This is a genomic window from Streptomyces sp. SCL15-4, from assembly GCF_033366695.1.
Classification (GTDB): domain Bacteria; phylum Actinomycetota; class Actinomycetes; order Streptomycetales; family Streptomycetaceae; genus Streptomyces.
In genome coordinates this window covers 2101074-2126682 of sequence record NZ_JAOBTQ010000001.1, presented here as the reverse complement: position 1 = coordinate 2126682, position 25609 = coordinate 2101074, and the positions used below count along the sequence as shown (strand labels likewise).

Here is a 25609-nt window from a genome sequence, read left to right as displayed (position 1 = left end):
CTGACCATGCTCGGCGCCCCGCTCGCCCCCGCACGGACCGCGATCACCCGGACGGCGTACTGGACGCGACTGCTTCCCCTGCTGGCGGCCCTGGCCTGCGTCACCCGGATCCCCTCCTTCGTCCCGACGCTGTGGAACCCCGACGAGGGCTACCTCGCCGTCGAGGCCCGGCTGCTCGCCCAGGGCGGGCAGCTCTACGACACGGTGGTGGACCGCAAGCCGCCGCTGCTGCCCTGGCTGTACGAGGCCGCGTTCGCGCTGTGCGGCTCCGGCTCCCTCCTCCCCCTGCGGATCCTCGCCGTCCTCGCCCAGCTGCTCACCGCCGTGCTGCTCGCCTCCGTGGCCCGCCGCCACTGGGGCGAGAGGGCCGGCCGCACCGCCGGGGTGCTGTACCTGCTGGTGTCGGTCGGCCTCAACCCCGAGGACGCCCAGGCCGCCACCTTCGAGGTGTTCATACTGCCGTGGACGGCCGCCGCGCTGTGGTGCGCGGACCGGGGGCGCTGGGGCGCGGCCGGGGCCGCCGTCGCCGCCGCCTTCCTGACCAAGCAGACCGGCGGCGCGGTACTGCTGCCGGTGCTCTGGCCGCTGTGCCGGCGCGGTGCCGTCCGGGCGGGCCTGCCCCGGCTCGCGGCCGGGTTCGCCGCGCCGGTGCTCGGCGCGGCCCTGCTGACGGACCCGGCCGGCTTCCTGTTCTGGACGGTGACCGGCTCCGCCGCCTACGCCTCCGTCACCGGCTCCGGACTCCACGTCCTGGGCCGCGCCCTGGCCAACGCGGCGATCCTCGCGGCGGCCTCGGCGGGACTGCTCCCGCCGATCGCCCGAGCCCTGCGCGATGGCCGGGCCCGAGCGGGCGAGCCGTGGCCCTGGCTGTGGCTGTGGCTGGGTTCCTCGGCCGTCGCCGTGGCCGCCGGCTGCCACTTCTTCGGCCACTACTACCTGCAACTCGTCCCGCCGCTCGCGCTGCTGGCCACGGCCGCGCTGCACGTCCTGCCGGACAAGCGGCGCCTTGCCGCCGTCCTCGCCTCCGGCTGCGCCTGCGCCCTCTTCGTCGCCTGGGGCCTGCTCGCCCCGCGCCCCGAACTCGCCCACGCCGAGCGCCTGGCGGCGGCCCTGGCGCACCGCACGGCACCCGGCGACCGGGTCCTGGTGTGGGGGATACACCCCGAGACGTACTGGCTGGCCGGCCGCACCCCCGCTACCCGCTACCTGACCGCGGGCCTGCTCACCAACTACAGCGGCGGCCGGGACGGTTCCCGGGTCGGCGAGGCGTACGCCGTCCCCGGCGCCTGGCCCGTCTTCCGCCGCGAACTGACCGCGCACGCCCCGGCCCTGATCGCCGACGACTCCCGAGGCGAGCCCTACGCCCCCGCCCGCCTGCCCACCCTGCGCCGCCTCCTGACGACGCGCTACACCGAGATCGCCCGGGTGGACGGCGCGATCCTGTACGCCCGCGCGGCGGCGAGTCCGGGCGCGGGGCCGTAGCGGGCACACGGCGTCACCCGTGGCGGGGAGCGGCTCCCGGCGGCCGGCCGGGGCCGTCGTGGGTGCGGGTCAGCCCAGGATCGTGCGGGGGCCCGTCACCTCGGCGCCCAGTTCCGTCACCCGGCGGCGCAGTTCGCGGTCGGCGGTCACCACCAGGCGGGGACGGCCGGGGCTGCCGGCGGTCAGTTCCACGATGCGGTCGTCGCCGCTGCCCGGCGCCGACTCCACCCGCACGCCCGGCACCGACGCCACGCCGCGGGCCGCGCCCTCGACCACCAGCACGATCTCCACCGGCCCCGGATGCCCGGGCAGGCCCTCGCCCGCCAGCCGGTCCCGCAGCCGCTCGGCCGCCCCTCTGCGGTCCTTCCACCAGCCGTCGGGCCGCGACCCGACGACGTTCGCGCCGTCCACGACGACGAGCTGCGGGGCGGGGCGGGACGAGGCGTCGGGGGAGCCGGTCATACCGCAAGGGTCCCACGGCCCGGGCCCGGGGGGCGTGCCCCGTGGCCGGTCCCGGGCGGCTTAAAGTGAACCGGTGAACGGCGACTGGTTCCTTCGCGGCCGAGACGGCCGGCTCAGTGCGTACCAGCTGTCGGGCGACGCCGTCCTGTGCCGGGCGGAGCGCGGCCCCGGCGGCCCCTGGTCCGCTCCTCGCAAGATAGGCGGCGACCAGAAGCTGCACTCCGTCCTGGCGATCGGCCAGGGCGCCGACGGCTATGCCCATCTGGTGTCCTGGCGGCCCACCGTCAAGGGCGAGTCCGGGCTGGTGCACTCCACGCACTTCCGTCCGCACCTGGCCGCGCTGGACTGGCACCCGATCGGCCACCCGAACCGCACCGGCGACCGCACCGGCACTCCCGCGGTCACGGTCGACGCGCAGGGCCGCGCCCATGTGTTCGTGCGGAACCGGGGCGGCGGGGTCAGCATGCTCGGCCAGAAGGAGAAGGGCGGCTGGGGCCCCTGGCGGGACCTGAAGGGCAGCGAGGTGCAGGACCAACTGGCCGCGGTGACCGGGGCGTCCGGCACGGTGGAGCTGTACGCCGCCGTCCCGCAGGGCCTGCTGTACTGGCGTCAGGAGTCGCCGGGCGCCGTGCCCGTGCTCCAGGAGTCCCTGCGGACCCCGGTCCGTCCGGGCACCCTGCGCGCCCTGGCCACCTCCCCGGACAGCACGACCGTCTTCTACACCGGCACCGACGACGCCCTGTGCGCCTGGCGGCCCGGCGGCGAACCGGTCACGCTGCTGGCCGCGGCGGGCCCGGGACCGGTCTCGGCGGTCCGCTGCGACCTCGACGGGTACGACTGCACGCTGCTGGCCCAGCGAACGGCGAGCCGCCGGGTCGCCTTCGCCGCGTACCCGACCGAGCAGGAGTCGGCGGGGGCCTGGTGGACCGAGTCGGGCCCCGAACTGCCGCTGGACGCGCTGGTGTCCCTCGCCGTGGACGAGACCGGCCGGGTGGTGGCGGCGACGCTGTCGCCGTCGACGGGACAGCTGCTGACGACCCGGCGCAAGGACGAACCGGGGCTGGCGCTGGAGGCGTGGCGGCAGGTCTGAGCACGGGAAAGGGCCCCCGCCGTGGCGGGGGCCCTTTCCCGTGCCGTACGGCGTTACGCCGGGACGCTCGCCACGCCCGGTGCCAGGAACTTCTTGCCGTTCACGCGCTCGGAGACACCCTCGCGGTCCAGGTACGGCGTGATGCCGCCCAGGTGGAAGGGCCAGCCGGCGCCCGTGATCAGGCACAGGTCGATGTCCTGGGCCTCGGCGACGACGCCCTCGTCGAGCATGAGCCCGATCTCCTGGGCCACCGCGTCCAGCACCCGCGCCCGCACCTGCTCCTCGGTCAGGACGGCATCGCCCTGCTTGAGCAGCGCGGCGACCTCCGGGTCCAGCTCCGGCTTGCCGCTGTCGTAGACGTAGAAGCCGCGCTTGCCCGCCTCCACGACCGCCTTGAGGTTGGGGGAGACCGTGAAGCGGTCCGGGAAGGCGCCGTGCAGCGTCTCGGAGACGTGCAGGCCGATCGCCGGGCCGACCAGCTCCAGCAGCACCAGCGGGGACATCGGCAGCCCGAGCGGCTCGACGGCCTTCTCGGCGACCTCGACCGGGGTGCCCTCGTCGATGACGTTCTGGATCTCGCCCATGAAGCGGGTCAGGATGCGGTTCACGACGAACGCCGGGGCGTCCTTGACGAGCACCGCGGTCTTCTTCAGCTTCTTGGCGACGGCGAACGCGGTCGCGAGGGACGCGTCGTCGGTCTGCTCGCCGCGGACGATCTCCAGCAGCGGCAGCACCGCGACCGGGTTGAAGAAGTGGAAGCCGACGACCCGCTCCGGGTGCTTCAGCTTCGACGCCATCTCGGTCACGGACAGCGAGGAGGTGTTGGTGGCGAGGATCGCGTGCGCCGGGGCGACCGCCTCGACCTCCGCGAACACCTGCTGCTTGACGCCGATCTCCTCGAACACGGCCTCGATGACGAAGTCCGCGTCCGCGAAGCCCTCGGCCTTGTCCAGGACACCGGTGACCAGCGCCTTGAGGCGGTTGGCCTTGTCCTGGTTGATCCGGCCCTTGCCGAGCAGCTTGTCGATCTCGGCGTGGACGTAGCCCACGCCCTTGTCGACGCGCTCCTGGTCGATGTCGGTCAGCACGACCGGCACCTCCAGGCGGCGCAGGAACAGCAGGGCGAGCTGCGAGGCCATCAGACCGGCGCCGACGACACCGACCTTGGTGACCGGGCGGGCCAGGTTCTTGTCCGGGGCGCCGGCGGGACGCTTGCCGCGCTTCTGGACGAGGTTGAAGGCGTAGATGCCGGCACGCAGCTCGCCGCCCATGATCAGGTCGGCGAGGGCCTGGTCCTCGGCGTCGAAGCCCTGCTGGAGGTCCTCGTTCTTGGCGGCGGCGATGATGTCCAGGGCGCGGTAGGCGGCCGGGGCCGCGCCGTGCACCTTGCCGTCGGCGATGAACCGGCCCTTGGCGACGGCCTGGTCCCAGGCCTCACCGCGGTCGATCACCGGACGCTCGACGGTGACGTCGCCGTTGAGGACCCGCGCCGTCCAGATCAGCGACTGCTCCAGGAAGTCGGCGCCCTCGAAGATCGCGTCGGCGATCCCGAGGTCGAAGACCTGCTGGCCCTTGAGCTGCCTGTTCTGGTTCAGCGAGTTCTCGATGATGACCGAGACGGCCTTCTCGGCGCCGATCAGGTTCGGCAGCAGGGTGCAGCCGCCCCAGCCGGGGACCAGGCCGAGGAAGACCTCGGGCAGCGAGAACGCCGGGATCGCCTTGGAGACGGTCCGGTAGGAGCAGTGCAGACCGACCTCGACGCCGCCGCCCATGGCCGCGCCGTTGTAGTACGCGAAGGTCGGGACGGCCAGCTTCGACAGCCGCTTGAAGACCTCGTGGCCGCCCTTGCCGATGGCGAGCGCGTGCTCGTGTTCCTTCAGCAGCTCGACGCCCTTGAGGTCGGCGCCGACGGCGAAGATGAACGGCTTGCCGGTGATGCCGACACCGACGATCCCGCCCTCGGCCGCCTCCTTCTCGACCTGGTCGACGGCGGTGTTCAGGTTCGCCAGCGAGGCCGGGCCGAAGGTGGTCGGCTTGGTGTGGTCCAGGCCGTTGTCCAGCGTGATCAGCGCGAAGCGGCCGGCGCCGAACGGGAGGTCGAAGTGACGTACGTGCGCGGACGTCACGACCTCGTCGGGGAACAGGTCCGAGGCCTGCTTCAGAAGCTCGGCGGTGGTGCTCACTTGTCCCCCTCGAAGTGCGGGTTCTCCCAGACGACCGTCGCGCCCATGCCGAAGCCGACGCACATGGTGGTCAGGCCGTAGCGGACGTGCGGCTGCTCCTCGAACTGGCGGGCCAGCTGCGTCATCAGCCGGACGCCGGAGGAGGCCAGCGGGTGACCGAAGGCGATGGCGCCGCCGTACTGGTTGACGCGCGCGTCGTCGTCGGCGATGCCGTAGTGCTCCAGGAAGGCCAGGACCTGGACGGCGAAGGCCTCGTTGATCTCGAACAGGCCGATGTCGGAGATGGAGAGGCCCGCCTTGGCGAGGGCCTTCTCCGTGGCCGGGATCGGGCCGTAGCCCATGACCTCCGGCTCGACGCCCGCGAAGGCGTAGGACACCAGGCGCATCTTGACCGGCAGGCCGTTCTCGCGGGCGAAGTCCTCGCTCGCGATGACCGACGCGGTGGCGCCGTCGTTCAGGCCGGCCGCGTTGCCCGCGGTGACCCGGCCGTGGACGCGGAACGGCGTCTTCAGGCCGGCCAGGTTCTCCAGCGTGGTGCCCGGGCGCATCGGCTCGTCGGCGGTGACCAGGCCCCAGCCGGTCTCGCCGCCCTCGGGGCTCGTGCGGCGCACCGAGATCGGCACCAGGTCGGCCTGGATCTTGCCGTCGGCGTACGCCTTGGCGGCCTTCTCCTGCGAGCGGACCGCGTACTCGTCGGCGCGCAGCTTGGTGATCGACGGGTACCGGTCGTGCAGGTTCTCGGCGGTCATGCCCATGAAGAGGGCGGACTCGTCGACCAGCTTCTCGGAGACGAAGCGCGGGTTCGGGTCGACGCCCTCGCCCATCGGGTGGCGGCCCATGTGCTCGACACCGCCGGCGATGACGGCGTCGTAGGCGCCGAACGCGATCGAACCGGCGGTGGTCGTCACGGCGGTCAGCGCGCCGGCGCACATGCGGTCGATGGAGTAGCCCGGCACGGACTGCGGCAGGCCCGCGAGGATGCCGGCCGTGCGGCCGAGGGTCAGGCCCTGGTCGCCGATCTGCGTGGTCGCGGCGATGGCGACCTCGTCGATCTTCTTCGGGTCCAGCCCGGGGTTGCGGCGCAGCAGCTCCCGGATCGCCTTCACGACGAGGTCGTCGGCGCGGGTCTCGTGGTAGATGCCCTTCGGGCCCGCCTTGCCGAACGGGGTGCGGACGCCGTCGACGAAGACGACGTCCCTGACGGTACGAGGCACGATGGCTCTCCTCCAGATGCGGGATGGCACTGCTGCGTTGCGCTGAGCGCGCGCTCAGCCCCATGCTACTTATCAGTAACGTAGCTGCACAGTCCTGTACGGGGGAGCGGTGAACGTCACACCTTCGGGGGAGCCGTCGAACCTCTCGGCACCAGCACCGGCGTGCGCGCCGGACGGGAGTCCGGACCCTCTCCCGTGATCACCTCGAACAGCGTCCGCGCCACCTCGGCCCCGAACCCGTGCACGTCATGGCTCATCGCCGACAGCGTCGGATGGGTCAGCCGGCACAGCTGGGAGTCGTCCCAGGCCAGCAACGACACGTCGGCCGGCACCCGCAGCCCCATCTCGGCCGCCACCGCCAGGCCCGCCACCGCCATGATGTCGTTGTCGTACACGATCGCCGTCGGCCGCTCCCCGGGCGCCGCCGTCAGCAGCGTGCGCGTCGCCCGCGCCCCCGCCTCCCCGGAGAAGTCGGTCGCCACCTGCCAGGCCCCGGCCAGCCTCGCCGACCGTCCGGCCGCGTCGAACGCCGCCGCGCGGATGCCGGAGTGCCCGAGGGCCGCCGCCCCGCCGATCCGGGCGATCCTGCGGTGGCCGAGCGCCGCGAGATAGCGCACCGCCTCGCCGACGGCCGTGGTGTCGTCCGTCCACACCGAGGTGAGCCCGCCGGTCAGCGAGGGATGGCCGACGGCGACCGCGGGCAGCCCGAGCCGCCGTACCACCGGCACCCTCGGATCGTCCGCGCGCAGGTCGACCACGATGGCCCCGCCGATGTGCCGGCCCTGCCACCACGCCTGGAGCAGTCCGGCCTCCTCCTCGGGGCTGCGCACCAGCCGCAGCAGCAGCGAGCAGGAGCGCTCGCTCAGCACGCTCTCCACGCCCGAGACGAACTCCATGTAGAACGGCTCCAGGCCCAGCATCCGGGCCGGCCGGCAGATCGCCAGGCCCACCACGTCCACGCGCGCCCCGGCCAGCGACCGCGCGGTGTGGCTCGGCGCCCAGCCCAGCTCCCGGGCCGCCGCGAAGATGCGGTCACGGGTGGCCTCCGACAGTCCCGGTTTGTGGTTGAAGGCGAGGGACACGGCGCCCTTGGACACGCCGGCGCGGGCGGCGACGTCCTTGATCGTGACGCGGGGACGCGGGGACGAGGTCATCAGGCGGGCTCCATGCGGTACAGCGCGGAACGTGCGGCGGACGCATCGGGAGTCTGCCAGCCGGGCACGCCGATCGTGACCCGTTCGCCGGGGCCGGCCGGTCGGCGTGGAGCGGCAGGTCGCGCACCGGCGTCCGGGCCGTCAACGTCACCGCGCCTCGGCGCCACCGCGACCTCGGCTCCTGCGCGTCCCCGGCCGCCGCCCCGCGCGCCGTCCTGCTCACGCCGGCCACGACTGCGTGACCCGCGGCCTGGCCCTGATCGCCTCGACGACCGCCTGCGCGGTCGACCGGTTCGCCTTCCGCGTCAAAGCCCGTGGTGGGCCTGTTCCTCCCGGCCGCGTACCGTCCCAGGATCTTGGCGTGATCTCGACGTCTTTTTTTCCGCGTGAGCCGGGACAGGCCCTAGGCGCCCTTGGCCGGCAGCGCGTCCACCAGCACCGGCGTCACCAGTTCGATCTGCCACGGACGCGCGCCGTACCCGGCGAGCGCGGCCGCCACGGACTCGGTGTCGACCACCTGCGGCGGCTCCCAGCAGATCCTGCGCACGGTGTCCGGGGAGACCACGTTCTCCTGCGGCATGGCGAGCCGCTCGGCGAGGGAGGACACCCCGGCCCGCGCGGCGGACAGCCGGGCCGCCGCGGCCGGGTCCTTGTCGGCCCACGCCCGGGGCGGCGGCGGACCCGCCACCGACTGCCCGGGCTGCGGCAGCGCGGCCTCCGGCAGCGCCTTGGCCCGGTCCACCGCGGCCTGCCACTGCTCCAGCTGCCGCCGTCCCATGCGGTGCCCGAAGCCGTTCAGCGCGGCGAGGGCGTGCACGTTGCCCGGCAGGGCGAGCGCGGCCTCCACGATGGCCGCGTCGCTGAGCACCTTGCCCGGCGAGACGTCCCGGCGCCGGGCGATCCGGTCCCGGGTCTCCCACAGCTCCCGGACCACGGCGAGCTGCCGGCGGCGGCGCACCTTGTGCATTCCGGACGTACGGCGCCAGGGGTCCTTGCGCGGCTCGGGCGGGGGCGCCGTCGCGATCGCGTCGAACTCCTGCAGCGCCCACTCCAGCTTGCCCTGCCGCTCCAGCTCCTTCTCCAGGGCGTCCCGCAGGTCGACGAGCAGCTCGACGTCGAGCGCGGCGTAGCGCAGCCACGGCTCGGGCAGCGGCCGGGTCGACCAGTCGACGGCGGAGTGGCCCTTCTCCAGGACGTATCCGAGGACGCCCTCGACCATGGCGCCGAGGCCGACCCGGGGGAAGCCGGCCAGCCGTCCGGCCAGCTCGGTGTCGAACAGACGGGCCGGGACCATGCCTATCTCGCGCAGGCACGGCAGGTCCTGGGTGGCCGCGTGCAGCACCCACTCGGCGTCGGACAGGGCCGCGCCGAGCCCGGACAGGTCGGGGCAGGCCACGGGGTCGATGAGCGCGGTCCCGGCGCCCTCGCGGCGCAGCTGCACCAGGTAGGCGCGCTGACCGTAGCGGTAGCCGGAGGCGCGCTCGGCGTCCACGGCGACCGGGCCGGTGCCGGCGGCGAAGGCGGCGGTGACCCGGGCGAGGGCCGCCTCGTCGGCGACCACGGGCGGAATGCCCTCGCGGGGCTCGAGCAACGGAGTCGGCGCCCCCGTCACAGAAGATCCGGCGTCGTCCGGAGGAGTGCCTCCGGTGGTGCGCAGGGAGCTGTCTGCTGCGGTGTCTTGGGCGTCGGTCACCTGTCAAGGGTATCCGTGTGCGCACGGGGCCCGTCGACGGAACGTTCCGTCGACGGGCCTGGCAGGGGCGTAAACCGGTCAGAGCCGGGGCGGGTCCGGTGGGCCGGAGGGGAGGCGGGGTTGCGCCGAAGGGGGCACCGGGTGGGCTCAGTGGATGATGCCGGTGCGCAGGGCGACGGCCACCATGCCGGCCCTGTCCCCGGTGCCCAGCTTGCGGGCGATGCGGGCGAGGTGGCTCTTGACGGTGAGGGCGGACAGGCCCATGGACACGCCGATCGCCTTGTTCGACTGGCCCTCCGCGACCAGCCGCAGCACCTCGACCTCGCGTCCGGACAGCTCTCGGTAGCCGCCCGGGTGGCTCGGGGCACCCGGGGGGCGGCGGTGCATACGGGCGGCGCCGAGGGGAGCGGCGCCGGGGCGGGCGGGGAGTCCGATGTTGGTGCGGGTGCCGGTGACGACGTAGCCCTTGACGCCGCCGGCCAGCGCGTTGCGGACCGCGCCGATGTCGTCGGCGGCGGAGAGCGCCAGTCCGTTGGGCCAGCCCGCGGCCCGGGTCTCGGACAGCAGGGTGAGGCCGGAGCCGTCGGGGAGGTGGACGTCGGCGACGCAGATGTCGCGGGGGTTGCCGATGCGGGGACGAGCCTCCGCGATGGACGAGGCTTCGATGACATCGCGCACTCCGAGCGCCCACAGGTGGCGGGTGACGGTGGAGCGGACGCGCGGGTCGGCCACGACCACCATGGCGGTCGGCTTGTTCGGGCGGTAGGCGACCAGGCTTGCGGGTTGCTCAAGGAGAACGGACACCAGGCCTCCTGGGTGGGGGACGGGGCCGGCTTGTGGGGAGGAAGCCGGGACGAACCGTGCTTTCAAGGTCACAGTCGTCTTCGGCAGCAAACTCGTCCGCCTTTAGGGAGTGATCACGATCTAGTGAGTAACAATCTGTGCAATTCGGACACACGATCGATCATCCGAAGATCGAGTCGGTCCGAGCGAGTGCGATTCGAGTACGGAAAGTGGCCGTATCGACAAAGAGATGGTCAATACGGCGTTTCGCGACGACCCCTCACCGGAACCATGGCCCCCGGCCGCGACGCCGCCTTACCGCGACTGCGGACCCCTGCGCTGCGGCAGGGTCACCACCGACGCGTCCCCGGGGCCGGCCGGCGGCAGTCCCGCGACCTGCGCCAGCAGATCGCACCAGGAGATCAGATGGGCGGCCGTGTCCGGCACCCCGCCCAGGCCCTCGCGCGGCGTCCAGGAGGCGCGGATCTCGATCTGCGAGGCGGCGGGCCGCTCCGCCAGCCCGCCGAAGTAGTGCGAGCCCGCGCGCGTGATCGTGCCGCTCGGCTCGCCGCAGGCCAGCCCGCGCGCCTGGAGCGCCCCGGTCAGCCACGACCAGCACACCTCCGGCAGCAGCGGATCGGCCGCCATCTCCGGCTCCAGCTCCGCCCGCACCAGTGTCACCAGCCGGAACGTGCCCCGCCACGCCTCGTGCCCGTCCGGGTCGTGCAGCAGCACCAGCCGCCCGTCGGCCAGCTCCTGCTCGCCGTCGACCACCACCGCCTCCAGCGCGTACGCGAACGGGGCGAGCCGCTGCGGGGCGGGCGTCGGCTCCACCTCGACCTGCGGCCGCGGCCGCGCCGCACGCAGCGCGTCGACCGCCGCCCGGAACGCCGGCGGCAGCCCGCCGCCCCCCCGCGTCTGAGCGGTGTCCTCCGCGTCGTCCATTCCGTCAGCGTCGTCCGACAGTCGTCCCTGAGCCGCAGCCATGCGGGGAAGAGTAAGGGGAAGCGGGGCTTCGTGCAGGGCAAGACACCCCGCGCCGCCGGTCACCGGTGTCATGCGAGACTTGCCCCGTGACCGCGAACGACACCTCCACGGGCCAGGGGCCCGCAGCCACGTACGACAGCGCGTTCCTCAAGGCGTGCCGGCGCGAACCCGTGCCGCACACCCCCGTGTGGTTCATGCGCCAGGCCGGCCGCTCCCTGCCCGAATACCGCAAGGTGCGCGAGGGCGTCCCCATGCTGGAGTCCTGCATGCGGCCCGAACTGGTCACCGAGATCACGCTCCAGCCGGTGCGCCGGCACGACGTGGACGCGGCGATCTTCTTCAGCGACATCGTCGTCCCGCTGAAGGCCATCGGCATCGACCTGGACATCAAGCCCGGCGTCGGCCCGGTCGTCGAGCAGCCCATCCGCACCCGCGCCGACCTGGCCCGGCTGCGCGACCTCGGCCCCGAGGACGTGTCGTACGTCACCGAGGCCATCGGCCTGCTCACCCGCGAGCTGGGCGCCACCCCGCTGATCGGCTTCGCCGGCGCGCCGTTCACCCTCGCGAGCTACCTGGTCGAGGGCGGTCCCTCGCGCACGTACGAGAACGCCAAGGCGATGATGTACGGCGACCCCGAGCTGTGGGCCGACCTGCTGGACCGGCTCGCCGACATCACGGCCGCCTTCCTGAAGGTGCAGATCGAGGCCGGCGCGAGCGCCGTCCAGCTCTTCGACTCCTGGGCCGGCGCGCTGGCCCCCGCGGACTACCGGCGCTCGGTCATGCCGGCCTCCGCGAAGGTCTTCGACGCGGTCGCCGGGTACGGCGTGCCGCGCATCCACTTCGGCGTCGGCACCGGCGAGCTGCTGAAGCTCCTCGGGGAGGCCGGCGCGGACGTCGTCGGCGTCGACTGGCGCGTCCCGCTGGACGAGGCCGCCCGCCGCATCGGCCCCGGCAAGGCGCTCCAGGGCAACCTGGACCCGACCGTGCTGTTCACCGACAAGGACACCGTCGAGGCCAAGGCCCGCGAGGTGCTGGACGCCGCCGCCGGCCTGGAGGGGCACGTCTTCAACCTCGGTCACGGCGTCATGCCGAACACCGACCCGGACGCGCTGACCCGGCTCGTGGAGTACGTCCACACCGCGACCGCGCGCTGACTCACCAGGTGGTGCGGGGCCGCGCGCGCCTGCCGAAGAGCAGGCCGGGCGGCTCCGGCGGGGGCGGCGTACCGGGCTTGAGCGGCCAGGCGAGCAGCATGCCCGCCACGAAGCCGACCACATGCGCCATGTACGCCACCGTGCCCGCGCCGGACACCCCGTGCCCGGCGGAGTACACCGCCTGGAGCGCGAACCAGAACCCGAGCACCAGCCAGGCGGGCAGCCGCAGCGGCAGGAACACCAGGAACGGCACCAGCACCCACACCCTGGCCCTCGGATACAGCACCAGATAGGCGCCGAGCACCCCGGCGATCGCGCCGGACGCGCCGATCAGCGGGTCGGCGGAGGTGGCGTTGAGCAGTGCGAAGCCGTAGCCGGCCGCGTAGCCGCACACCACGTAGAAGAGGAAGAAGCGGATGTGGCCCATCCGGTCCTCGACGTTGTTGCCGAAGATCAGCAGGAACAGCATGTTCCCCAGCAGGTGCGGCCAGCCGCCGTGCAGGAACATCGCCGTGAACACCGACAGCGGCGGCGACTTGTCGTAACCCGGCGGCGCCACGACACAGCCCGGACCGTGCGGGCCCACGCCGACCTCCCCGGTCGGCACCAGCCGGGGCAGCCGGTCGTGGATCAGCTCCCGGGGGACCGCCGCGTAGTGGTCCAGGAAGGCATGCAGATCGCACAGCTGCGCCAGATCCGTGCCGCCGGTCACGGACCTGGCCATGCCGGGCGTGGTGACGAACACCAGCACGTTGGCGGCGATGAGCGCGTACGTCACCCAAGGGGTGCGGCGCACCGGGTTCACGTCATGGACGGGGATGACCACACACCAGTAGTGCCCGCGATCGCGCCCGCCTATCAGCGCGCCCGCCGTGGGTCAGCCCGACCGCACCTTCGACGCGGCCTTGCGCGCGGCCACCAGCACCGGGTCCCACACCGGTGAGAACGGCGGCGCGTAGCCCAGGTCCAGGGCCGTCATCTGCTCCACCGTCATCCGCGCGGTGAGCGCCACCGCCGCGATGTCCACCCGCTTCGCCGCCCCCTCCCGGCCCACGATCTGCACGCCCAGCAGCCGTCCCGTGCGGGTCTCGGCGAGCATCTTCACCGTCATGGGCGCGGCTCCCGGGTAGTAGCCGGCGCGGCTGGTCGACTCGATGGTGACCGTCTCGAACCGCAGCCCCGCCCGCCGGGCGTCCTTCTCCCGCAGGCCGGTGCGGGCGATCTCCAGGTCGCACACCTTGCTCACCGCCGTGCCGACGACACCGGGGAAGGTGGCGTGGCCGCCGCCCGCGTTGGTGCCGATGACCTGGCCGTGCTTGTTGGCGTGGGTGCCGAGCGGCACGTACTGCTCCTGCCCGGAGACCAGGTTCAGCACCTCCACGCAGTCGCCGCCCGCCCAGATGTCCTCCTGCCCGCGCACCCGCATCGCCGGATCGGTGAGCAGTCCGCCGTGGGCGCCGAGCGGCAGTCCGGCGGCCCGGGCGAGGGACGTCTCCGGGCGGACGCCGATGCCCAGGACCACCACGTCCGCCGGGAACTCGGCGTCCCGCGTGGCCACCGCCCGCACCCGGCCTCCCTCATCGGTGAGCATCCCGGTCACCTCGGCGTCGTCGACCATGGTGATGCCGAGGCCCTCCATGGCCCGGTGCACCAGCCGGCCCATGTCCGGGTCCAGCGTCGACATCGGCTCCCGGCCCCGGTTGACGACCGTCACCTCGAAGCCCCGGTTGATCAGCGCCTCGGCCATCTCGACACCGATGTACCCGGCGCCCACGACCACGGCCCTGCGGCCACGGGTGCGCTCCAGGGTGTCCAGCAGGGCCTGGCCGTCGTCGAGCGTCTGCACGCCGTGCACCCCGGGGGCGTCCGCACCGGGCAGGTCCGGGCGGACCGGCCGGGCACCGGTGGCGATGACCAGCTTGTCGTACGAGGTCCAGGACTCGGCGCCGGAATCGACGTCCCGCGCGCGCACCCGCCGCCCGGCCACGTCGATCTCCGTGACCTCCGTGCGCATCCGCAGATCGATGTCCCGCGCGCGGTGCTCCTGCGCCGTCCGCGCGATCAGCCGGTCCCGGTCCGGGACCTGGCCGCCCACCCAGTAGGGGATGCCGCACGCCGAGAAGGAGGTGAAGTGGCCGCGCTCGAACGCCACGATCTCCAGCTCCCCGGGCCCCCGCAGCCGCCGCGCCTGCGACGCCGCGGACATGCCCGCGGCGTCGCCCCCGATCACGACCAGCCGTTCCCTGCCGCCGCCGATGCTCATGGGAACACGCTACGGGCCGCCCCCCTGCGCCATCCCGCCCGCCCCCCGCGGGCCGCTCACCGCACTCCGGCGCCGGACGGGCCGACGGCAGCGGGCCGCGCGCGCGGCGAGGCGGCCGGCAAGACCCCGGCCGGAGCCCGGGGACGGCGCGCGGCGCGCGGAGTGCGCGCAGGCGGCGACGGCGGGACGCGCGGGAACGTTCGGCGGAGCCGGTCCCGAGGCGGTCACGGCCCGGCCGGGCGCCGGGCACCGGGCCCCGCGGGCGGTGTCGGCGGGGTCTGAGAGAGTGGGGGACATGAGCACAACGGGTAGGGGCCTGGGGCACGTCGTCGTCATCGGGGCCGGCATCGCCGGGCTGGCCGCCGCGCACCGCCTGCTGGAGCGCGGCGCGCGCGTGACCGTGCTGGAGGCCGGCGACCGCGTCGGCGGCAAGCTGCTGCCCGGCGAGATCGCCGGCGTCCGGGTCGACCTCGGCGCCGAGTCCATGCTGGCCCGCCGCCCCGAGGCGGTGACCCTCGCGCGCGAGGCGGGCCTCGGCGAGGCGCTCCGGCCGCCGGCCACCGCGACCGCCTCCATCTGGACCCGGGGTGCCCTGCGGCCCATGCCCAAGGGCCACGTCATGGGCGTGCCCGGCACCGCCGCCGCGCTCTCCGGCGTCCTCTCCGACGAGGGCCTGGCCCGCATCGAACGCGACGCCGACCTGCCCCGCACCGAGACCGGCGACGACGTGGCCGTCGGCGAGTACGTGGCGGCCCGCCTCGGCCGCGAGGTCGTCGACCGGCTCGTCGAACCCCTGCTCGGCGGCGTGTACGCCGGTGACGCCTACCGCATCTCGATGCGCTCGGCCGTCCCGCAGCTCTTCCAGGCCGCCCGCGCCCACGCCTCCCTCACCGAGGGCGTCCGCGAGATCCAGGCGCAGGCCGCCGCACACCAGCGGACCGGGCCCGTCTTCATGGGCATCGCCGGCGGCGTCGGGCGGCTGCCGCTCGCGGTCGCCGAGTCGGTGCGCGCCCGCGGCGGCGAGATCCTCACCCGCACGCCCGCCCGTGAACTGCGCCGGGAGCCGGACGGCTGGCGGATCACCGCGGGCGAGCGCGTGCTGCGCGCCGACGCGGTCGTCGTCGCCGTACCCGCCCCGGCCGCCGCCCGGCTGCTGCGCGCCGAGTCCCCGGGAGCCGCCGCCGAGCTGGCCGCCGTCGAGTACGCCTCCATGGCCCTGGTCACCCTCGCCTACCGGCGCGCCGACGCGCGCCTGCCCGAGGGCAGCGGCTTCCTCGTGCCGCCCGTCGACGGCCGCACCATCAAGGCGTCCACCTTCGCCTCCCACAAGTGGGACTGGATCGCCGAGGAGGACCCGGAGACGGTGGTCCTGCGCACCTCCGTGGGCCGCCACGGCGAGACGGAGATCCTCGGCCGGGACGACGAAGACCTGGTGGAGGTCTCCCGGCACGACCTGCGCGAGGCCGTCGGCCTGGCCGCCGTGCCGGTGGAGACCCGGGTCACCCGCTGGACCGACGGCCTGCCCCAGTACCCCGTCGGGCACCACGCGCGCGTGGCCCGCGTCCGCGAGCACATCGCCGGGCTCCCGGGGCTCGCGGTGTGCGGCGCCCAGTACGACGGCGTCGGCATCCCGGCGTGCGTCGCGAGCGCGTACGCCGCGGTGGACGAGCTGGGCGGCGACCGGAGCGGAGTGCGGGAGCTGACCGCCAACCCGGTGCAGAGCCTGCACGGCGGAGCGGGAGAATAGGGACCATGAGTGACGACGCCCCCACCACCGAGCCCGGCAGGATCCCGAACAAGGGCAAGCTGGCCAAGGACCTCAACGAGGTCATCCGCTACACCCTCTGGTCGGTCTTCAGGCTGAAGGACGTCCTGCCGGAGGACCGCGCCGGTTACGCCGACGAGGTCCAGGAGCTGTTCGACCAGCTCGCCGCCAAGGACGTCACGGTCCGCGGCACCTACGACGTCTCCGGTCTGCGCGCCGACGCCGACCTCATGATCTGGTGGCACGCCGAGACCAGCGACCAGCTCCAGGAGGCGTACAACCTCTTCCGCCGCACGAAGCTCGGCCGCGCGCTGGAGCCGGTCTGGTCGAACATGGCGCTGCACCGCCCGGCCGAGTTCAACCGCTCGCACATCCCGGCGTTCCTCGCCGACGAGACGCCCCGCGACTACGTCAGCGTCTACCCGTTCGTGCGCTCCTACGACTGGTACCTGCTGCCCGACGAGGACCGCCGCCGGATGCTCGCCGACCACGGCAAGATGGCCCGCGGCTACCCGGACGTGCGCGCCAACACGGTCGCCTCGTTCTCCCTCGGCGACTACGAGTGGATCCTCGCCTTCGAGGCCGACGAGCTGTACCGCATCGTCGACCTCATGCGCCACCTGCGCGCCTCCGAGGCCCGCATGCACGTCCGGGAGGAAGTCCCGTTCTTCACCGGCCGCCGCAAGGACATCGGCGAATTGGTGGCGGGCCTGGCGTAAGGCGCCCGGCCGGGTCCGCGGGCGACGGCGCGAGCGTCCACCACGCTCCCGCACCCGCCCGACGGCGGACCGGAGCCTAGGCGCCCTTGGCGGACCGGACCGCCGCGGGCGGCCGGCGCGGCGCGCACGACGTGTGCCGCGCCGGGACCCGGCCCTGAAGCAGATACGCGTCCAGGTACCCGTTGACGCACGCGTTCGGCCCGCCCGCGATCCCGTGCGTCCCCGCGTCCCGCTCCGTCACCAGCACCGACCCGGCCAGCCGCCGGTTCGTCTCCAGCGCCCCCTGGTACGGCGCCGCGGCATCCCGCTCGGCGGCCAGGATCAGCACCGGCGGCAGCTCGCCCGGCCCGGTCCGCACATCCAGCGGCCGCTGGCGGGGCGCCGGCCAGTAGGCGCACGGCAGGTTCGTGAAGGCGTTGTCCCAGGTCTCGAAGGGCGCCACCCGGGCCAGCCGGGTGTTGTCGCGGTCCCACACCTCCCAGTCCGTCGGCCAGGGCGCGTCGTTGCACTCGACGGCGGTGTACACCGCCGAGGAGTTCTCCGCCTCGGCGGCCGTCTTCGGGTCCGGTACGGCCAGCCGCACCAGCGGCCCGGGGTCGCCGCGCAGGTACGCCGAGAGGGCCGCGGCCCGGCTCGGCCAGTAGTCCTCGTAGTACCCGGCGGTCAGGAACACGTTCTGGAGCTGGCCGGGGCCCACCTTGCCGCCCGCCGCCTTCCCGGCCAGCCGCTCGCGCGCGATGTCGTAGCCGCGCTGCACCCGCGCGGACGTGGTGCCGAGCCGGTACACGTCGTCGTGCCGGGCGATCCACTGGCGGAAGTCCGCCCAGCGGTCCTCGAACGCCGCCGACTGCTCCAGGTTGCTGCGGTACCAGACCTTCCGCGGGTCCGGGTCCACCGCCGCGTCCAGCACCATGCGGCGCACGTGCGAGGGGAACATCGCCGCGTACAGCGCGCCGAAGTAGGTGCCGTACGAGGCGCCCAGGAAGGTCAGCCGGTCCTCGCCCAGCGCGGCCCGCAGCACGTCCAGGTCCCGGGCGTTGTTCAGCGAGGTGTAGAACCGCAGCCGGCTCCCGGACCGCCGGGCGCAGCCGCGTGCGTACGCCTTCGCCTCCGCGACGCGCTCCCGCTTGTACGCCTCCGACGGGTGCACGGGCGCCGCGGTGGGCGCCTTGAAGAAGCGCTTGGGATCCTCGCAGGACAGCGGCGCCGACCGGCCCACTCCGCGCGGGGCGTAGCCGATCAGGTCGTAGACGGCGGCGATCCGCTGCCACCGCGGCACCGTGCCGATCAGCGGGAAGTACATGCCGGAGGCGCCGGGGCCGCCCGGGTTGAAGACCAGCGAGCCCTGCCGTGGGATCTTGCGCTTGCTGTTGTGCGGGTCCTTCTGGGTGGCCCGGGCCCGGCTGACGGTCAGCCTGATCTGCGTGCCGTCCGGGTGGGCGTAGTCCAGCGGGACGCTCACGGTGCCGCACCGCACACCGGCCGGCGTCCCCGGCACCTCGGCCTCGGGGCACGGGCCGAAGTCGATGCCGGCGGCCCGGGCGCGGGCCACGGCCACCGCGGTGCCGCGCGCTTCGGCGGCGCCGGGAGCGGCCGGGACGTGCGCGGTGCCGGGCGTGCCGCCCGCCGGGGCCGCGGCCAGCGTGGTCAGGAGCAAGGACCCGGCGGCCGAGTACAGGGCGGCAGCTCTCATCGCGTATCCCTTCGCTGCGCGGCGGCGGTGGCACGGCTGCCACGGCCCGGCGCGCACACAAGGGATATTCCGTACGGCCGGGAACGGAAGGCAAGCACCGCCCGGCCGGTGTCGGCGCCAATGCTCCCCGTGCGCCCCCGGAGTCCTCCGGCGCTCCCGGCCGCTCCGGGCCGCTCCGGGTCACTCGCGCCAGGGCTGGTCGCGGTGGGTGAAGGCCGCGCGCAGCTCCGGCTCGCCGATCGCGCGGATGCCGCGGACGGCGACGGAGGTGAGGAACGACCGCTCGTCCCGGGCCGGCTTCCCGGTCAGCGGGCGCAGCAGCCGCTGACCGGCGGGAGAGGCCCAGGGCGAGTAGGGGTGCGTCTCGAAGCGGGCGATGGCCAGGCAGCTCAGGGTCAGCACGAGCGGCAGCGCGAACCAGGCGCCCATCAGCGGGCGTGGTGTCCCGGTGTCACCGGGCAGCAGCAGGGCCGTCGTGCCGAGCACGGCCACGGCGAGCGCGGCGGCCCGGACCCGGCGGACGGCGGAGCCCACCGTCGTCCCCGCGCCCTCGGGCACCGCGAGCCCCGCGCGCACCAGGCCGTCGGCCAGGCGGCGCACGGCCTCCGCGCCGGCGGCCCGCGCCCGCGCCGCCGCGATCCGCGACTGGCCCTCGGGCCCTATGGCGCCTATGACGGACTGTTCGATCTCGTCGCGGCCCCGCGGGTCCACGACCGTGGCCCAGCCGGTGTGCGCGAGCAGCAGCCGGCGCTGGCGGGCCAGGGAGACGAGGGCCACATCGGCGACCCGGGCGGGGCCGCCGGAGAGGAACGCGGCCTCGTACAGCGTCAGTTCGCGCTCGCCGGCCGTCGGCGCGCCGGGTATGTCCGTCGCATCCGGTGTGTCCGCGCGTACGGCCGTCAGGCAGAGGCGGGCGCAGGCCGTACCGGCGAAAGCCCAGGCCAGGAAGAGGAGGAGCACCCAGAACATGAGCTGTTTGTATGCCAGAGGTCCGGGCGAACACCATGCTCTGTTCACTATGCGGACGCACTGTCGCCGGTATGTGACGTTCCGTTTCCGGCGCGGATCAGGGACCGTCGGGCGGCGGTGACGGGGTGACCGGCACGGCGGCGGCCGGGTCGGTCTCCGGCGGGACCGGCACGGGTGTGGGAGTGGCCGCGAGATCCCGGGCCAGCGCGGCGAAGTCGACGTACCCGGTAGCCTCCAGCACCCTGATGTGGTCCAGGACGGTGGCGTTCGCGTCGTCGGCGAGATCACGGACCAGGGAGTTCTGGGTAGCGGCCCGGACCTGCGCGACGACGGTGAACACCCGGCCGTGCGCGAGCCGCAGCAGGGCGGCGAACCGCCGGTCGAAGTCCTCGCCCCGGGCCGCGTCCAGGGCGGCCAGCCAGCGCTTCTGCTCCGCGTTCGGCTCGTTGGGCAGGGGGGTGCCGAGCCGGGTGGCGACGGTGCGGACATGGGCGTCCAGGGCGGTGTGGCCGTCCACGAGGTGCTGTCCGGCCGCGCGGACGGCCGGAGTGGTCCCCTTGCGCCGCGCCATGTCCCCGGCCGGCAGCTCCCACAGCCCGGCCAGCCGGACCTTGGTGACGAAGTCCCGGTCCGCGTCGGACAGCGGTCCGTACGGCGTCGTCACCGTCCGCGTGCCCGGCCCGGCCGCGCCCGCGGGATCCGTCCGGCCGGCGTACGACCAGAGCGGGACCAGCAGGGCCACGGCCGTCGCCGCGAGCGCGGTGACGATGAGCCCGGTACCGCTGAAGATGCCTCGGCCGGTGACGGGGGGTCGGGGTCGCATGGTGCCTCGGGAGTGGGAGCGGAGGTGGCATCGTACCGGGAGAGCCGGGGCCGGCTCGCTCGGGCGGACGCGGCGGGGCCGAGGGCCGGGACGGGGCGCCGTCGGTGGTGGGGCCGGCCGGCCGGCGGGTGCGGGTGCGTGGTGGCCGGTCGCGCGCGAGCGGCGGAGCCGCGGGACAGACGCGGCCCCGCGCTTCTCAGAGGTGCTCGCGCAGGGCCCGCCGCCGCAGTACCCGCGCCAGGAGCCCCGGCTTCCTCGGCGCCGGGCCCGCGCGGTCCAGCCACCAGTCCCGCAGCGCGCGGTGGGCGCGGGCGTCGCCCGGGCGGCCCGGTTTCAGCAGGTGACCGGCGAAGTCCAGCGCGTCCTGGCGGTAGCCGGCCCGCATCGGACGGCGGCGGGCGTACTCCAGGAACGCCTCCCGGTAGTCCGCTCCGAGGATCACCGGGAGTTCGGGCGCCACCTTCGCCACCACGCCCGCCCGCTTGGCCGCGAGCGCCCGCGCCTGCACCCCCATCCGCACCCGGTCGAACCCCTCCGGCACCGGCGTCCCCGCCACCAGCGACGACAGCACGGCGGTCTGGGCCACCGCGAGCCGCCCGCGCACCCCCGCCGCCGGCCGCGCCAGGACACCGACGCCTCCGGCCCCGCCGCCGACGGCGCCCCGCACCGCCGTACTCCCCGCCGCCCGCCCCCGAGCGCGCCCGGCCGCCACCGCCTCCCGAATGGAAGCCAGCTCCCGCTCCAGCTCCGCCGGTCCGGGAAAGTTCTCGTCCCGCTCCAGCAGCACTCCCGGTGGTGCGACCCGGGCGGCGAGGTCGGTCAGGATGCCGAGCACCGGGCGGGGCACGGGGTGCGCGTGGCTGTCGTGCCAGACGCCGTCGCGCTCGAAGCCGCCCGCCACATGGACGTAGGCGATCGCCTCCACCGGCAGCGCGGCCAGCGCCTCGGCCGGGTCCTCGTGCCGGTTGACGTGGTTGGTGTGCAGGTTGGCCACGTCGATCAGCAGCCGCACCCCGGTCCGCTCGACCAGCTCGGACAGGAACTGCCCCTCCGTCAGCTCCTCGCCCGGCCAGGAGAACAGCGCGGCGATGTTCTCCAGGGCCAGCGGCACCGGCAGCGCCTCCTGCGCGATGCGGACGTTCTCGCACAGCACGTCCAGCGCGTCCCGGGTGCGCGGCACCGGCAGCAGATGACCGGCCTCCAGATGCGGGGACGCGGTGAGCGCGCCGCCCGCCCGGACGAAGGCGATGTGCTCGGTGACCAGCGGTGCGCCGAGGGCCTCCGCCCGCTCGGCGAGCGCCGTCAGCCGGCCCTCGTCGGGGCGGTCCGCGCCGCCGAGGCCGAGGGAGACACCGTGCGGCACCACCGTCACACCGCGCTCGCGCAGCCGCAGCAGCGAGTGGGGGAGATGGCCGGGGCAGACGTTCTCCGCCACGACCTCCACCCAGTCGATGCCCTCCATCGCCTCCACGGCGTCCGCGATCTCCGGCCGCCATCCGATCCCGGTCCCCAGCCGCATGGTGCCTCCCCCTCCTCGGCCCGTGCCCGTGCGTCGAGCGAGGGGGATATGGCCCCGCCGTCCGGCCGTGAACCCCGCTTCTGACGCGTTCAGAGCAACATTTGAGGTTCCGGCGCTGCGCCGGCCCGGGACGGATGAGGCAGACGGTCAGGCGCCGGGCCGGCGCAGCGCCGGATGGTCCGCCACCACCGTGCTGCTGCCCGGCGCGATCTCCGTGAAGCCGGCGTCGCGGACCAGGGGCAGTCCGGCGGCGGTCAGCCGGGACCAGTCGGCGGGGCCGGCCGTGCGGACGGCCAGCGGGAAGCCGGCGTCCCGCCACGCGGCGCGCTCCGCGTCGGACAGCGCCCACCAGGCCAGCTGGGCGCCGTGCCCGGCCTGGGCCATCGCCTTGCCGGCCGACATCTCCAGGTCCGGGTTGAGCCAGAGCACCGGCCGCGCCGGGCCGGCGGCGACGGGCGGCTCCGGGTCGTCCAGCTCGGTGCCCGACACCTGGAGCTTCGCCAGATCCTTGGGCCAGCCGTCCAGCGGGACGGGCGGGAACACCCGCACCTGCGCCGACTTGCCGGTCAGCGTGATCCCGGGCAGCGCCTCGGCACGCCGCCACTCGGCGCCCCGGGCCCGCCGGACGACCTTCCGGATGCGCGCGTCCTGCCAGTTCCGCACCGCCTCGGCCCACTCACCGTCGCCGTGCGCGCGCTCGTCGCCGAGCAGCACGAGCACGGCCCGCGCGGCCGTCTCCAGCGCGTCGGTCCGGGCGGGCGGGGCGCTCCGCTCGATGCGTACGACGAGGGGCAGCACGTACTGCGGTGCCTCGTCACGGGGATCGGGCTCGGCGCGGAACGGGTGGGCGGAGGGGGCGGGATCGTGGCTCACGGGAGCCCAGCCTACGAACCCGCCGGCGCGCCGATCAACGCGCGGTCCCCGCCACGGTCCGGGACGTGGCCGAAGAGCCGGGGCCGCAGCCGGGCCCGCCGCGTCACAATGGCCTCCATGCGCCGTGACCGTGACCGTGAGCTGTGCCTGACCGCCGTGGGCCGTCGCTACGGCGTGCGCGGGCCCTGGGTGCTGCGCGGGATCGACCTCGCCGTCGCTCCCGGCACCCTGGTCCGGATCGCGGGGGCCAACGGCAGCGGGAAGTCCACGCTGCTGCGGCTGCTCGCCCGGCTCGACGCGCCCTCCGAGGGCCGCGTCACCGGCCGGCCGCGCACCGCGTACGTGCCCGAGCGGTTCCCGTCCGCGCTGCCCTTCACGGCCGCCGGCTATCTGACCCACCTCGGCACCCTCCACGGCCTCGGCCGCAAGGCCGCCGTCCGCGCCGCGCACACCTGGCTGGAGCGGTTCGGCGCGGGCGCGTACGCCGGTACCGCGATGGCGCGGCTGTCCAAGGGCGGCAGCCAGAAGGTGGCCGTCGCCCAGGCCCTGCTCGGCGATCCGGAACTGCTGGTGCTGGACGAGGCGTGGACCGGGCTGGACGCGGCGGCGCGGGCCGAACTGGACCGGGCGGTGGCCGAACGGACGGCCGCCGGGGGAGCGGTGGTGTTCGTGGACCACGACCCGCGCCGGCTCGCCGGAGCGCCCGACGCGACGTACACCGTGGCCGACGGCGCTCTGCGGAGCCGTACCGGAAGCGCCGGCCCGGCGGCGGACGGGTCGGTCACCGTGGTGGTCGTCCAGGGGGCGCCGGACGGGCCGCTGCCCCCGGAGGCGCTGCGGGCCGCCGTCGCCGCCGAGGAGCAGGCGCCCGGCAGCCATCGCCTGACCGTCCCCGCCTCCCACTCCGACGTCGTGCTGCGCGCCCTGCTCACCGCCCGCCCGCCCTGGCACGTGGTCCGCGTCGACCCCGGCCCCCCGCCGCCCGACCCCGGAAGCCACCCGTGACCGTCCTCCTGCGCTACCAGGCCGACCTGCTGCTGCGCTCCCAGCGCTGGCTGCCCCCGGTGATCCTCTACGCCGTCTTCCTGGCCGTCGGGGTGGAGAGCGGGCGGCCGGTCCTGGACTCGCTCGGGTACACCGCCGCCTTCCTGCTGCCGGTGGCCGCCTGGCTGGCACGGATCTGCGTCACCGGCGAGCCGTCCGCGGCCCGCGCCTGCGCCGCCGCCGCGCGCGGCCCGGTCCGGGCGCACCTCGCCTGCCTGCTGACCGCGCTGCTCGCGGCCGTACTGCTGGGCGTCGCCGCCACCGTGGTGGTGACCCTGATCAGCGATCCGGCGAGCACCGGGCACCGGGTGCGCGTCCCGCCGTCGCGGGCGCTGGCCGCCGGGCTGCCGGCCGCGCTCGTCTGCGCCCTGCTCGGCACGGCCGTCGGCGCGCTCACCGGCCCGCCGGTACTGCGCTCCACCGGGCGCGCGGTGCCCGCCATGCTGCTCGGCGCGCTGCTCGCGGTGGTGGCGTCCGGCTCCCCGGCGCGGGCCGCAGTCAGCGGCCTGGTCACCGGCTCGCAGGCCGGCCGGGCACCGGTGCCGCTGCTGCCGCTGGCGGGCGCGGCGCTGCTCGCGGCCGCCGCCTGCGCCGCCGCGGCCTGGCTCACCGGCCGCCGGTCACCCTGAGCAGGCGGTGCGCTGGGCCTCCTGCCACTCGCACACCGGGCACAGCGTGATGCCCTTGTACGCCTCCGGGTACTCGGTCGGCTCCCGGCACAGCACGCAGTCCGCGTACGGCGGGCCGTCGGCCTTCGGGGGCCGGGCCGCGTCCGCGATGGTGCAGTAGTCCTCGTCGCTCATACCCTCAGCGTAGGACGGTCAACGGCCGGGGCCCGCCTGGCCGATCAGCTCGGAGACCTTCACGAACCGGTAGCCGCGGCTGCGCAGCTCCGGTACGACCGTCCGCACGACCCGCTCGGTGGTCGGGGCGGCGCTGCGGGTGCAGTGCAGGACGACCACCGAGCCCGGCTTGACGCCGTCGAGCACCTGCCGGGCCACCGCGTCGGCGTCCGTGGCGAACGCGTCGCCGCTGACCACGTCCCACTGCACCGCGGTCACCCCGAGCCCGCCGAGCGCGCGCAGCGCCCGCTGGTCGTAACAGCCGCCCGGGAAGCGGAAGTACGGCATCGGGTGCGGCACGCCGGCCGCGCGCAGGGAGGCGTACGCCTGCTCGACCTCCGCCCGCATCCGGCCGGCGTCGACCGTGGGCAGGCCGTAGCAGTCGCCGGTGAAGGCGTAGTGGCTCCAGGAGTGGTTGGCCACCTCGAACCGCGGGTCGCGGCCCAGGTCGCGGGCCTCGGCCGGGTACTGCTCGGCCCAGCGGCCGGTCATGAACACCGTCGCCGGCACCTTCAGTTCGCGCAGCGCCCGGATCAGCCCCGGGTTGTCGAAGCGCTCGCCGGAGGCCGCGCGGGGTCCCTGGTCGGCGGTCATGTCGGCGTCGAAGGTGAGCGCGACCGTCCGGCCCCGGGTGCGCGGACCGTGCTCGAAGACCGGGGTCAGCCCGCCGGGGCCCGGCGCGAGGACCGGGGGACGGGCGGGCGCGGGGGAGCCGGGGGCGGGGGAGGCGGGGGAGGCGGGGCGGTGCCCGCCGGCGGTGCCGCAGGCGGTGAGCGCGGCACCGAGGAGACAGAGGGCGGCGAGACGACGTACGAGTGGAGTCACCGTACAAATTTAAGTCTGTATGTCGGTTTATATGCTTAATTGCCGTCCAGGAGAGTGGTGACCTCACCCGCC

At 74.8% G+C, this 25609-nt stretch carries 23 protein-coding genes; 7 read left to right on the top strand and 16 right to left on the bottom strand.

Going from position 1 to position 25609, the window contains the following annotated elements; genetic code table 11:
• Positions 1-6 precede the first annotated feature (6 nt).
• Entirely contained in the window at positions 7-1482 is a 1476-nt protein-coding gene (locus SCK26_RS08940; protein ID WP_318200740.1) for an ArnT family glycosyltransferase, read from the top strand.
• 69 nt (positions 1483-1551) lie between these two features.
• Here the strand turns inward: SCK26_RS08940 and SCK26_RS08935 are convergent, their stop codons facing one another.
• Positions 1552-1944 (bottom strand): NTP pyrophosphohydrolase, encoded by a 393-nt coding sequence (locus SCK26_RS08935; protein ID WP_318200739.1) that lies wholly within the window; start codon positions 1942-1944, stop codon positions 1552-1554.
• Between the two features lie 73 nt (positions 1945-2017).
• On the opposite strand from SCK26_RS08935, the gene SCK26_RS08930 reads away from it, so the two are divergent.
• Positions 2018-3034: a hypothetical protein gene (locus tag SCK26_RS08930; protein WP_318200738.1), complete on the top strand. Its 1017-nt coding sequence runs from the start codon at positions 2018-2020 to the stop codon at positions 3032-3034.
• Between the two features lie 53 nt (positions 3035-3087).
• Here SCK26_RS08930 and SCK26_RS08925 read toward each other — a convergent pair whose 3' ends face one another.
• From SCK26_RS08925 to SCK26_RS08900, 6 genes are all read right to left on the bottom strand, one after another.
• Positions 3088-5217: a 3-hydroxyacyl-CoA dehydrogenase NAD-binding domain-containing protein gene (locus SCK26_RS08925; RefSeq protein WP_318200737.1), complete on the bottom strand. Its 2130-nt coding sequence runs from the start codon at positions 5215-5217 to the stop codon at positions 3088-3090.
• Positions 5214-6431, bottom strand: coding sequence for a thiolase family protein (locus tag SCK26_RS08920; protein ID WP_318200736.1), 1218 nt, complete (start codon positions 6429-6431; stop codon positions 5214-5216). The genes SCK26_RS08925 and SCK26_RS08920 overlap by 4 nt, the downstream gene beginning before the upstream one ends.
• Before the next feature lie 116 nt (positions 6432-6547).
• Positions 6548-7585, bottom strand: a complete 1038-nt coding sequence (locus tag SCK26_RS08915) for a LacI family DNA-binding transcriptional regulator (protein ID WP_318200735.1) — start codon at positions 7583-7585, stop codon at positions 6548-6550.
• Positions 7586-7988: 403 nt separating this feature from the next.
• Complete coding sequence (locus SCK26_RS08910) at positions 7989-9278, bottom strand: ribonuclease D (protein WP_318200734.1); 1290 nt, start codon at positions 9276-9278, stop codon at positions 7989-7991.
• Positions 9279-9425: 147 nt separating this feature from the next.
• Positions 9426-10082, bottom strand: coding sequence for a response regulator transcription factor (locus SCK26_RS08905; RefSeq protein WP_069778144.1), 657 nt, complete (start codon positions 10080-10082; stop codon positions 9426-9428).
• Positions 10083-10376: 294 nt separating this feature from the next.
• Entirely contained in the window at positions 10377-11006 is a 630-nt protein-coding gene (locus SCK26_RS08900; protein WP_318205962.1) for a DUF3000 domain-containing protein, read from the bottom strand.
• 128 nt (positions 11007-11134) lie between these two features.
• Here SCK26_RS08900 and hemE point away from each other — a divergent pair, with 128 nt between their 5' ends.
• Positions 11135-12202, top strand: a complete 1068-nt coding sequence (gene hemE / locus SCK26_RS08895) for a uroporphyrinogen decarboxylase (RefSeq protein ID WP_318200733.1) — start codon at positions 11135-11137, stop codon at positions 12200-12202.
• A gap of 1 nt (position 12203) precedes the next feature.
• On the opposite strand, the gene SCK26_RS08890 is transcribed toward hemE, so the two are convergent.
• Both SCK26_RS08890 and SCK26_RS08885 read right to left on the bottom strand, forming a co-directional pair.
• Entirely contained in the window at positions 12204-13028 is an 825-nt protein-coding gene (locus SCK26_RS08890) for a rhomboid family intramembrane serine protease (protein ID WP_318200732.1), read from the bottom strand.
• Positions 13029-13079: 51 nt separating this feature from the next.
• Complete coding sequence (locus SCK26_RS08885; protein WP_318200731.1) at positions 13080-14465, bottom strand: FAD-dependent oxidoreductase; 1386 nt, start codon at positions 14463-14465, stop codon at positions 13080-13082.
• 295 nt (positions 14466-14760) lie between these two features.
• Between SCK26_RS08885 and hemG the strand changes: the two genes are divergently transcribed.
• Both hemG and hemQ read left to right on the top strand, forming a co-directional pair.
• Positions 14761-16212, top strand: coding sequence for a protoporphyrinogen oxidase (gene hemG, locus SCK26_RS08880; RefSeq protein ID WP_318200730.1), 1452 nt, complete (start codon positions 14761-14763; stop codon positions 16210-16212).
• 5 nt (positions 16213-16217) lie between these two features.
• A complete protein-coding gene (hemQ, locus tag SCK26_RS08875; RefSeq protein ID WP_318200729.1) occupies positions 16218-16949 on the top strand; it encodes a hydrogen peroxide-dependent heme synthase in 732 nt (243 codons plus the stop codon).
• A 76-nt stretch (positions 16950-17025) separates the two neighbouring features.
• On the opposite strand, the gene SCK26_RS08870 is transcribed toward hemQ, so the two are convergent.
• From SCK26_RS08870 to SCK26_RS08850, 5 genes are all read right to left on the bottom strand, one after another.
• On the bottom strand, positions 17026-18642 hold the full coding sequence (locus tag SCK26_RS08870; RefSeq protein WP_318200728.1) for an alpha/beta hydrolase: 1617 nt from the start codon (positions 18640-18642) through the stop codon (positions 17026-17028).
• 180 nt (positions 18643-18822) lie between these two features.
• A complete protein-coding gene (locus tag SCK26_RS08865) occupies positions 18823-19611 on the bottom strand; it encodes a TIGR04222 domain-containing membrane protein (RefSeq protein ID WP_318200727.1) in 789 nt (262 codons plus the stop codon).
• A 97-nt stretch (positions 19612-19708) separates the two neighbouring features.
• Positions 19709-20434, bottom strand: coding sequence for a DUF4142 domain-containing protein (locus SCK26_RS08860; RefSeq protein WP_318200726.1), 726 nt, complete (start codon positions 20432-20434; stop codon positions 19709-19711).
• 196 nt (positions 20435-20630) lie between these two features.
• Positions 20631-21953 (bottom strand): DUF692 domain-containing protein, encoded by a 1323-nt coding sequence (locus SCK26_RS08855; protein ID WP_318200725.1) that lies wholly within the window; start codon positions 21951-21953, stop codon positions 20631-20633.
• A gap of 147 nt (positions 21954-22100) precedes the next feature.
• The gene (locus tag SCK26_RS08850; protein WP_318200724.1) at positions 22101-22826 is read right to left on the bottom strand and encodes an aminoacyl-tRNA hydrolase; all 726 of its coding nucleotides are present in this window, start codon (positions 22824-22826) and stop codon (positions 22101-22103) included.
• 117 nt (positions 22827-22943) lie between these two features.
• Here SCK26_RS08850 and SCK26_RS08845 point away from each other — a divergent pair, with 117 nt between their 5' ends.
• Together SCK26_RS08845 and SCK26_RS08840 are read left to right on the top strand one after the other, a co-directional pair.
• Positions 22944-23831 carry an ATP-binding cassette domain-containing protein gene (locus SCK26_RS08845; RefSeq protein ID WP_318200723.1) on the top strand — a complete coding sequence of 296 codons (888 nt, stop codon included), beginning with the start codon at positions 22944-22946 and terminating at the stop codon, positions 23829-23831.
• A complete protein-coding gene (locus tag SCK26_RS08840) occupies positions 23828-24499 on the top strand; it encodes an ABC transporter (protein ID WP_318200722.1) in 672 nt (223 codons plus the stop codon). Before SCK26_RS08845 ends, SCK26_RS08840 begins: the two co-directional genes overlap by 4 nt.
• On the opposite strand, the gene SCK26_RS08835 is transcribed toward SCK26_RS08840, so the two are convergent.
• Positions 24491-24673, bottom strand: a complete 183-nt coding sequence (locus SCK26_RS08835; protein WP_318200721.1) for a hypothetical protein — start codon at positions 24671-24673, stop codon at positions 24491-24493. The genes SCK26_RS08840 and SCK26_RS08835 overlap by 9 nt on opposite strands.
• 18 nt (positions 24674-24691) lie before the next feature.
• Positions 24692-25537 (bottom strand): polysaccharide deacetylase family protein, encoded by an 846-nt coding sequence (locus tag SCK26_RS08830; protein ID WP_318200720.1) that lies wholly within the window; start codon positions 25535-25537, stop codon positions 24692-24694.
• Between the last annotated feature and the right edge of the window lie 72 nt (positions 25538-25609).

Excerpts from the sequence above, each read along its gene's own strand:
- SCK26_RS08860 (WP_318200726.1), bottom strand. The coding sequence starts at position 20,434 with ATGCGACCCCGACCCCCCGTCACCGGCCGAGGCATCTTCAGCGGTACC.
- SCK26_RS08855 (WP_318200725.1), bottom strand. The coding sequence starts at position 21,953 with ATGCGGCTGGGGACCGGGATCGGATGGCGGCCGGAGATCGCGGACGCC.
- SCK26_RS08845 (WP_318200723.1), top strand. The coding sequence starts at position 22,944 with ATGCGCCGTGACCGTGACCGTGAGCTGTGCCTGACCGCCGTGGGCCGT.
- SCK26_RS08885 (WP_318200731.1), bottom strand. The coding sequence starts at position 14,465 with ATGAGCATCGGCGGCGGCAGGGAACGGCTGGTCGTGATCGGGGGCGAC.
- SCK26_RS08940 (WP_318200740.1), top strand. The coding sequence starts at position 7 with ATGCTCGGCGCCCCGCTCGCCCCCGCACGGACCGCGATCACCCGGACG.
- SCK26_RS08935 (WP_318200739.1), bottom strand. The coding sequence starts at position 1,944 with ATGACCGGCTCCCCCGACGCCTCGTCCCGCCCCGCCCCGCAGCTCGTC.
- hemG (WP_318200730.1), top strand. The coding sequence starts at position 14,761 with ATGAGCACAACGGGTAGGGGCCTGGGGCACGTCGTCGTCATCGGGGCC.
- SCK26_RS08915 (WP_318200735.1), bottom strand. The coding sequence starts at position 7,585 with ATGACCTCGTCCCCGCGTCCCCGCGTCACGATCAAGGACGTCGCCGCC.
- hemQ (WP_318200729.1), top strand. The coding sequence starts at position 16,218 with ATGAGTGACGACGCCCCCACCACCGAGCCCGGCAGGATCCCGAACAAG.
- SCK26_RS08835 (WP_318200721.1), bottom strand. The coding sequence starts at position 24,673 with ATGAGCGACGAGGACTACTGCACCATCGCGGACGCGGCCCGGCCCCCG.
- SCK26_RS08870 (WP_318200728.1), bottom strand. The coding sequence starts at position 18,642 with ATGAGAGCTGCCGCCCTGTACTCGGCCGCCGGGTCCTTGCTCCTGACC.
- SCK26_RS08900 (WP_318205962.1), bottom strand. The coding sequence starts at position 11,006 with ATGGACGACGCGGAGGACACCGCTCAGACGCGGGGGGGCGGCGGGCTG.
- SCK26_RS08865 (WP_318200727.1), bottom strand. The coding sequence starts at position 19,611 with ATGTTCTGGGTGCTCCTCCTCTTCCTGGCCTGGGCTTTCGCCGGTACG.